The organism is Actibacterium sp., from assembly GCF_041584535.1.
Lineage (GTDB): Bacteria > Pseudomonadota > Alphaproteobacteria > Rhodobacterales > Rhodobacteraceae > Actibacterium_D.
Map to the genome: position 1 here is coordinate 1 of NZ_JBFHDW010000346.1, position 2,445 is coordinate 2,445.

Here is a 2,445-nt window from a genome sequence, read left to right on the forward strand (position 1 = left end):
AGGCGCGGCAACACATCCCGGTAGGTCGGCACCGGCAGCGCGGCAGCGATGAGATCGGGGCCTGCCAGACGCGCCAAAGCGCTTTGCGCATCCGGCACCGGCGCAAGGCGCGGGCTGGGGCCAAAGCCGAAGCGGATGTCGAAACTTATCGGATCAAAAAGCACCACCACGCCTCCGTCATTCCGCCGCATCTTAGCCCAAGGCCCGCCCGCGCCGAGTCACGTTTGCTTTAGCGCGCCTCAGACGGTCGGGCGGTGTTTCACATGCGCCCAGAACCGGCGCAGCCCGGCCAATAGCCCGGTTTGCTTGCGCCCGCGCGACCGGCCGCTATCGCCCCAATCCGCCGGGTTCAGCCGATAATCGGACAGGCGCGTGGTCAGGTCGGTGATCGGGTCGCTGTCGATATCGAATTCGATCAACTGGTCCGGGTAATCCGCCATAAAGGCCCGGACAGCGGCGATATGCGCGTCCCACGCCTGACGCCAGTGGTCCTGAACCGCCGCCGCATCGGCCAGACCCAGCGCCGCCTGATAGCGTTGAATGAATTCGCCGTGCCCGTGCCGGGTGCGCGATTTGATCCACGCCTCGCGGTCGCGCAGGTTCAGCACAAGGATCGTGTCGGGGTAATCCGCCAGCATCTGCCGGAAATCGCTGTTGCCTTCATAGGCCAGATCGGGGGTCACATAGATCAGGTCGGAAAAGAACACGTAATCCTCGGCCCCGGCGAAGATCTTGCGCCCGGCGGCCAGGTTTTCGCGCATCAGCCGTGCCATGGTCTGACTGCGGCGCAACGAGCGGCGCAGCTTGTGGTGCAGCGCCTTGTGGCCGGCAGCCTGAAACAGCTGGGCAAAGCTGCGGGTCGCGCATTTGTTAAAGCCGATCAGAACGACTTTTGGCAGTTTCCCGTCGGCCATTAGATATCCTCGACCATCAACACCCCGGGCAGCGATTTGATCGCGCCCTTGATCTGTGGGTTTACCGGGAATTCTGCGGCAAGGTCCATGTCTACTTCGCCCGGCAGATCGGGGGCCATCAGGCACAATTGCACCGGGCCTCGGGCACGGACGCCCGTTTCCCCCTTGGCGCGTTCCAGAATGCCCGCGACCGAAGACAGCACCGCGGGCGTATCGACAAAAATCTTCAGCCCCATCCCGCCCGCATCGGCAACAACCGCATCAATCGGCGTGACTGACTGCGCCAGCAGCTTTAGCTGATCGCTTTCCAGTTCGGCTTTGACCGTCAGCACCACATTCGAGCCGGTCTCCAGATGATCGCGCGCCAGTTCCAGCACGTCCGAGAACAGCGTGACCTCGTAAAGGCCGGTCGGATCAGACAGCTGGGCAAAGGCGAAACGATTGCCGCGTGCCGACTTGCGCTCTTGCCGCCCGGCCACCGACCCGGCCAGCTTGGCGATGAACGGTCCGGCCTGCGCCTTGGCGGCGACCTCTTGCAGGGTCATCACCTTTTTCCGGCGCAGCGCCGCCATGTAATCGTCCAGCGGGTGCCCCGACAGATAGAACCCGATCGCCTTGTGCTCTTCGGCCAGACGTTCATTCGGCAGCCAGTCAGGCGCGGCGCTGAGGCGGGGTTCGGGCAGGTCGTCACCGGCCTCGCCAAACAGCGACACCTGATTGCTGGCGCGTTGTTCGTGGATCGCGGCGGAATAGCCGACCAGCGCATCCAGACTGTCGAACACCCGGCGGCGATTGGGGTCTAGCTGGTCAAAGGCCCCGGCGCGGGCCAGCATTTCCATCGGGCGCTTGCCGATCCGTTTCAGATCGACCCGGCGGGCGAAATCAAACAGCGTGGCAAAGGGTTTGTCGCCCTTTTCCGGCGCGGTCGGATCGACCCGCCGCCCCTGTTCGATCAGCCGCATCGCCTCGGCACCGACGTTTTTCAGCGCCCCCAGACCGTAGATCAGCTTGCCGTCACGCACATTGAACAGCGCGTCCGAGCGGTTGACGCAGGGCGGGATGATTTCGATCTCAAGCCCGCGCCGCACTTCTTCGGCATAGGTGTTCAGCTTGTCGGTCAGATGAATATCGCAATTCATCACCGACGCCATGAATTCGACCGGGTAATTCGCTTTCAGATAGCCGGTCTGGTAGCTGACCACCGCATAGGCCGCGGCGTGGGATTTGTTGAAGCCGTAGTTGGCGAATTTCTCGAGCAGGTCAAAGACTTCGGACGCTTTCTTTGCATCCACGCCATTCTCGCCCGCGCCCTTTTCGAATTTGGGGCGTTCGGCGTCCATCGCCTCTTTGATCTTCTTACCCATCGCGCGGCGCAGCAGGTCGGCGCCGCCAAGGGAATAACCGGCCATGACCTGCGCGATCTGCATCACCTGTTCCTGGTAAACGATGATGCCCTGGGTTTCTTCCAGGATATGATCGATCAGCGGGTGGACGGATTCGCGGTCCTTCAGCCCGTTCTTCACCTCGCAAT

The 2,445-nt window shown here is 62.7% G+C and carries 1 protein-coding gene and 1 pseudogene; both read right to left on the reverse strand.

Translation table 11 applies throughout. The features are described 5' to 3' along the window. Window positions 1-239: 239 nt before the first annotated feature. Window positions 240-914, reverse strand: a complete 675-nt coding sequence (locus ABYW26_RS13375) for a sulfotransferase (protein WP_372605412.1) — start codon at window positions 912-914, stop codon at window positions 240-242. After that, a pseudogene (locus tag ABYW26_RS13380) lies at window positions 914-2,445 on the reverse strand (DNA polymerase III subunit alpha); the annotation flags it as partial. The pseudogene ABYW26_RS13380 and the gene ABYW26_RS13375, both read right to left, overlap by 1 nt.